Origin of the sequence: Rhodococcus sp. R1101 (assembly GCF_000278445.1) — a bacterium.
Classification (GTDB): Bacteria; Actinomycetota; Actinomycetes; order Mycobacteriales; family Mycobacteriaceae; genus Rhodococcus; species Rhodococcus gordoniae.
This window is the reverse complement of record NZ_AJVB01000240.1, coordinates 1-5,834: the sequence shown is the minus strand read 5'-3', so window position 1 is coordinate 5,834 and position 5,834 is coordinate 1. Positions and strand designations below refer to the sequence as shown.

The window sequence follows — 5,834 nt, the reverse complement described above, 5'->3', positions numbered from 1 at the left end:
GCCGACGCGGCTTTCGGTGATCCCACCGTCTTCCTGGAGCAGGCCGTGGTCAACCCGCGGCACATCGAGGTACAGATCCTCGCCGACAAGTACGGCAACGTCATCCACCTGTACGAGCGCGACTGTTCGGTGCAGCGCCGGCACCAGAAGGTCATCGAGCTCGCCCCGGCCCCGAATCTCGACCCGGAGTTGCGCGACCGAATCTGCGCCGACGCCGTCGCATTCGCCGAGGAGATCGGCTACCAGTGCGCGGGCACCGTCGAATTCCTCGTCGACGAGCGCGGCAACCACGTGTTCATCGAGATGAATCCCCGCATCCAGGTCGAGCACACGGTCACCGAGGAGATCACCGACGTCGACCTCGTGCAGTCGCAGCTGCGTATCGCCGCCGGCGAGTCGCTCGCCGATCTGGGTCTGTCGCAGGAGAGCATCACCATCCGCGGCGCGGCGCTGCAGTGCCGCATCACGACCGAGGATCCGGCCAACGGGTTCCGCCCGGACACCGGCCGCATCACCGGTTACCGCACCCCGGGTGGTGCCGGTATCCGTCTCGACGGCGGCACCTCGGTCGGTGCGGAGATCTCCGCCCACTTCGACTCGATGCTCGTCAAGCTCACCTGCCGCGGCCGGACGTTCGAGACCGCTGTCGCCCGTGCCCGCCGCGCGGTTGCCGAGTTCCGCATCCGCGGTGTCGCGACGAACATCCCCTTCCTGCAGGCCGTGCTCGACGATGCCGATTTCCGCGACGGACACGTCACCACCTCGTTCATCGAGGAACGTCCGCAGCTGCTGACGCTGCGTTCGTCCGCCGACCGCGGCACCAAGATCCTGAACTACCTCGCCGACGTGACGGTCAACAAGCCGCACGGCGAGCGCCCCACCACGCTCTACCCGCACGACAAGCTGCCCGCGATCGACCTGAGCGCCGCGCCGCCGGCCGGTTCGCGGCAGCGGCTGCTCGAACTCGGACCCGAGGGCTTCGCCCGTGCGCTGCGTGAGCAGAAGTCCATCGGCGTCACCGACACCACCTTCCGCGACGCGCACCAGTCGCTGCTCGCGACCCGTGTTCGCAGCAAGGACCTGCTGACGGTCGCCGGGCACGTGGCCCGTATGACCCCGCAGCTCCTCTCGATCGAGGCGTGGGGCGGCGCGACCTACGACGTCGCTCTGCGCTTCCTGCACGAGGATCCGTGGGAGCGGCTGGCCGCGCTGCGCGAGGCGATCCCGAACATCAACCTGCAGATGCTGCTGCGGGGACGCAACACCGTCGGCTACACCCCCTACCCGGAGGCCGTGACCCGCGCGTTCGTGCAGGAGGCCGCAGACACGGGCATCGACATCTTCCGCATCTTCGACGCGCTGAACAACGTCGACCAGATGCGTCCGGCGATCGACGCGGTGCGCGAGACCGGCACCACGCTCGCCGAGGTCGCGATGTCCTACACCGGCGACCTGTCGAATCCGGACGAGACGATCTACACGCTCGACTACTACCTGCGGCTGGCCGAGGAGATCGTCGAGGCCGGTGCGCACGTGCTCGCCATCAAGGACATGGCCGGTCTGCTGCGCGCCCCGGCCGCCGCGACGCTCGTCTCGGCGCTGCGCAGCAACTTCGACCTGCCGGTCCACGTGCACACCCACGACACTCCGGGTGGGCAGCTCGCGACCTATCTTGCGGCCTGGCACGCCGGTGCCGACGCCGTCGACGGTGCCTCCGCGGCGCTCGCCGGTACGACGAGCCAGCCCGCCCTGTCGGCGATCGTCGCCGCCGCGGCGAACAGCGAGTTCGACACCGGCCTCGACCTGCAGGCCGTGTGCGATCTCGAGCCGTACTGGGAGGCGCTGCGCAGGGTCTACGCACCGTTCGAGTCGGGGCTGCCCGCCCCGACCGGCCGCGTCTACACCCACGAGATCCCCGGCGGCCAGTTGTCGAACCTGCGCCAGCAGGCCATCGCGCTGGGACTCGGCGACCGCTTCGAGGAGGTCGAGGCCGCCTATGCCGGCGCCGACCGTCTCCTCGGCCGCTTGATCAAGGTCACCCCGTCGAGCAAGGTCGTCGGCGACCTCGCGCTGCACCTCGTCGGTGCCGGGGTCTCGGTCGACGACTTCGCCGCCGAGCCCGGCAAGTACGACATCCCCGATTCGGTCATCGGCTTCCTGCGCGGCGACCTCGGCACCCCCGCCGGGGGCTGGCCCGAGCCGTTCCGCAGCAAGGCGCTGTCGGGCCGAGCCGAGCCCAAGCCGATCACCCCGCTCGCGCCCGAGGAGGAGAAGGCCCTCGGCGGCACTTCGGCCGAGCGTCGCCGCATGCTCAACCGCCTGCTGTTCCCCGGACCGGCCAAGGAGTTCGAGCAGCACCGGGAGACCTACGGCGATACCACCGAGCTGTCGGCCAACCAGTTCTTCTACGGGCTGCGGCACGGCGAGGAGCACCGGGTGCGCCTGGACAAGGGCGTCGAACTGCTCATCGGTCTCGAAGCGATCTCCGACGCCGACGAGAAGGGCTTCCGCACGGTGATGTGCATCCTCAACGGGCAGCTGCGCCCGGTGTCGGTGCGCGACCGGTCGGTGGCCGCCGACATCCCGGCCGCGGAGAAGGCCGACCGCAACCATCCCGGTCACGTCGCCGCGCCGTTCGCCGGCACGGTCACCCTCGTGGTGTCCGAGGGCGCCGGCGTCTCGGCGGGCGACACCGTCGCCACCATCGAGGCGATGAAGATGGAGGCCGCGATCACCGCGCCGCGCGGCGGACGCATCACGCGTGTCGCGATCGGCCCGGTGCAACAGGTCGAAGGTGGCGACCTGCTCGTCGAGGTGTCCACGGGAGACAGCGCCGAGTGACACGGATCGTCGCCGGCCGGGCCGGGGGGCGGCGCCTGAAGGTGCCGCCCCGCGGGACCAGGCCCACTTCCGAACGGGTGCGTGAGGCCTTGTTCAGTTCGCTCGACGCACGCATGGACATCGACGGTGCCGCAGTCCTCGACCTCTACGCGGGGTCGGGGGCCCTCGGCCTCGAGGCGCTGTCCCGCGGCGCCGAGCACGCGATGCTCGTCGAGTCCGACGCCAAGGCGGCGGGGGTGATCCGCGAGAACATTGCGACGGTCGGGCTGCCGGGGGCGGTCTTGCGCGCCGCGCCGGTGGCCGCAGTGCTCGCGGGTGCCGCCGACCGGGTGTACGACCTCGTCCTCGCCGACCCGCCCTACGCCGTGACCGAGGAAGCCGTCACCGGAGTGCTCGAGGCGCTGGTGTCCGGCGGCTGGGTCGAGGACGGTTCGGTCGTCGTGGTCGAACGCTCGTCTCGGTCGCCGGAAACGGTGTGGCCGCAGGCATTCGAGGTCGGCAGGTCGCGGCGATACGGGGAGACGAGGGTGGAGATCGCCACCTGCTACGGTGCTGGATCATGAGCCGCGCGGTCTGCCCAGGATCCTTCGACCCGGTCACCAACGGACACCTCGACGTCATCGGCAGGGTCTCGGCCCAGTTCGACGAGGTCGTCGTGACCGTCACGATCAATCCCAACAAGCAGGGGATGTTCACGATCGACGAACGCCTCGAGATGCTCACCGAGGCCACGGCGCACCTGCCGAACGTCACGATCGACGCCTGGCAGGGCCTGCTCGTCGACTACGCCCGCGAGCGGGGGATCACCGCGATCGTCAAGGGCCTGCGCGGCGCCAACGACTTCGACTACGAGCTGCAGATGGCGCAGATGAACCACAAGCTCACCGGCGTCGACACCCTGTTCGTCGCCACCAACCCGGTCTACAGCTACCTGTCGAGCTCGCTCGTCAAGGAGGTCGCGACCTACGGCGGCGATGTCTCCGACATGCTGCCGGGCACCGTGCACGCTCGTCTGCTCGCGCGCCTCGCCGAGCGGGCCGCCGCGAAATAGGCAGGACCTTTCCGCACGGCCTGTGACGGCCGGATCCCGACACACCGAGCGCAGGGCACACGAGCGTGCCCTGCGCTGCGGCAGACTGGAAGGTGGCGCGTCCGCACCGGTCGCGCCGAGCGAGTGATTGGGGTTGGGCGTGTACCGGGTATTCGAGGCACTCGACGAGCTGGTCGCAATCGTCGAAGAGGCACGTAGCGTTCCGATGACGGCGAGCTGCGTGGTACCGCGCGGCGATGTCCTCGAGCTGCTCGACGACGTGCGCGACGCGCTGCCGCCCGAACTCGACGACGCACAGGACGTGCTCGATCACCGCGACAAGCTGATCAACGACGCGCGGGCGCAGGCCGAGAAGACCGTCGGCGACGCCGACGAGGAGGCGCGCACCCTGCTCGAGGACGCGCGTACCGACGCCGACCGCATGCTGGCGGACGCGAAGGCGCAAGCGGACCGGATGGTCAAGGAAGCACGCGCCCACGCCGACGAACTCGTGCGCGACGCTCAGGCCGAGGCCGACGACCTCGTCGCCGAGGGCAACAAGCAGTACGAGAGCGTGACCGGGCGCGCCCGCATCGAGGCCGACCGTCTGGTCGAGTCCGGCCAGGTGTCGTACGAGCGTTCCGTGGCCGAGGGTGAGGCCGAGAAGGCGCGCCTGGTGTCGCAGACGGAGGTCGTGCAGGCCGCGCACGCCGAGTCGGCTCGCGTCATCGATTCGGCCCACGCCGAATCCGACCGCCTGCGGACGGAATGCGACGAGTACATCGACGGGAAGCTCTCGGAGTTCGAGGAACTGCTCGGCACCACCCTGCGGTCGGTCGGCCGCGGCCGCCAGCAGCTGCGGCTCTCGGGGGCCCCCGACTTCGCGGAGGCCGACCCTCGGGCGAGCCGCCGCCGCTGATCGGCGGAATTTCCGCTCGCGCCGCCCATCGCGTATCATGGAGCGGTTGCCCTATCACGACCGAGTCGTGTTCTGCGTCGTCCGAAGAAGGTGAGTTCCCCGTGTCCACCCGTGGTTCCGGCACGACCCGTCCCGGCAGGGACTCCGGTCTGGTGTTCGACACGCTCTCCCTGGGTCGCCGGCCCGGATCGATGCGTGCGGTCGAGCGGAAGGTGCCGTCACCGTCGCGCATCGGACTCGATCTCATCGCGATCGAAGAAGGGTCCGAGATCGACCTCGATCTCCGCATGGAGTCGGTGTCGGAGGGTGTCCTGGTCACCGGTACAGTTCGTGCGGACGCCGTGGGTGAGTGCTCGCGGTGCCTCGAATCGTTCGCCGAACCGGTGGACGTGTACCTCACCGAGCTGTTCGCCTACCCGAACAGCGTTACGGAGCAGACCACCGAGGACGACGAGGTGTACCGCGTCGAGAACGATCTGATCGATCTCGAACCGGTCCTCGTGAACGCGGTGGGCCTGGAACTTCCGTTGCAGCCGTTGTGTAGTGACGACTGTGCGGGATTGTGCCCCGAATGCGGCATTCGCCTGGCGATTGCGGAATCCGGGCACCGTCATGAGACAATGGATCCTCGCTGGGCTGGGTTGGCAGCCAAGTTCGGCGCGGGCTCCGAAGAACCCAGCAGTCAAATCGACAGCTCGAACAACGAGGAGAAGTAGACGTGGCCGTCCCCAAGCGCAGAATGTCGCGTTCCAACACCCGGTCGCGGCGCAGCCAGTGGAACACCACTGCGCCGACGCTCGTCACCTGCCCGAACCGGGGTTGCGGAGAGAAGAAGCTGCCCCACGTGGCGTGCCCGTCCTGTGGCACCTACAACGGCCGTCAGGTGACCGCGCCCGTCTAATCGGTACTCACGTGACGAGCAAGTCCCCCGAAACAGCTACCGAGGGCGGCGAAGAGAGCCACGAGTCTCTCCTCGCCGCCCTCGGCGTGCCTCTGGACGCAGAACTGCTGTCCTTGGCGCTCACCCATCGCTCGTACGCCTAC

The 5,834-nt window shown here is 69.2% G+C and carries 6 protein-coding genes and 1 pseudogene; all 7 read left to right on the top strand.

Annotated features, from left to right (window positions below; all coding sequences use genetic code 11):
• A partial coding sequence (locus R1101_RS0114820) for a pyruvate carboxylase (protein WP_016934186.1) occupies positions 1–2,841 on the top strand: 2,841 nt, incomplete at its 5' end.
• Positions 2,838–3,404: a 16S rRNA (guanine(966)-N(2))-methyltransferase RsmD gene (rsmD, locus tag R1101_RS0114815; RefSeq protein WP_026003298.1), complete on the top strand. Its 567-nt coding sequence runs from the start codon at positions 2,838–2,840 to the stop codon at positions 3,402–3,404. The genes R1101_RS0114820 and rsmD, both read left to right, overlap by 4 nt.
• Positions 3,401–3,892 carry a pantetheine-phosphate adenylyltransferase gene (gene coaD, locus R1101_RS0114810; protein ID WP_016934184.1) on the top strand — a complete coding sequence of 164 codons (492 nt, stop codon included), beginning with the start codon at positions 3,401–3,403 and terminating at the stop codon, positions 3,890–3,892. The genes rsmD and coaD overlap by 4 nt, the downstream gene beginning before the upstream one ends.
• A gap of 139 nt (positions 3,893–4,031) precedes the next feature.
• A complete protein-coding gene (locus R1101_RS0114805) occupies positions 4,032–4,790 on the top strand; it encodes a DivIVA domain-containing protein (protein WP_016934183.1) in 759 nt (252 codons plus the stop codon).
• A gap of 101 nt (positions 4,791–4,891) precedes the next feature.
• Complete coding sequence (locus tag R1101_RS0114800) at positions 4,892–5,506, top strand: YceD family protein (RefSeq protein WP_016934182.1); 615 nt, start codon at positions 4,892–4,894, stop codon at positions 5,504–5,506.
• 2 nt (positions 5,507–5,508) lie between these two features.
• Complete coding sequence (gene rpmF, locus R1101_RS26905; RefSeq protein ID WP_006551208.1) at positions 5,509–5,691, top strand: 50S ribosomal protein L32; 183 nt, start codon at positions 5,509–5,511, stop codon at positions 5,689–5,691.
• Between the two features lie 11 nt (positions 5,692–5,702).
• A pseudogene (locus R1101_RS30245) lies at positions 5,703–5,834 on the top strand (ribonuclease III); the annotation flags it as partial.

Coding starts and splice junctions, on each gene's coding strand:
- coaD (WP_016934184.1), top strand. CDS start 3,401: ATGAGCCGCGCGGTCTGCCCAGGATCCTTCGACCCGGTCACCAACGGA.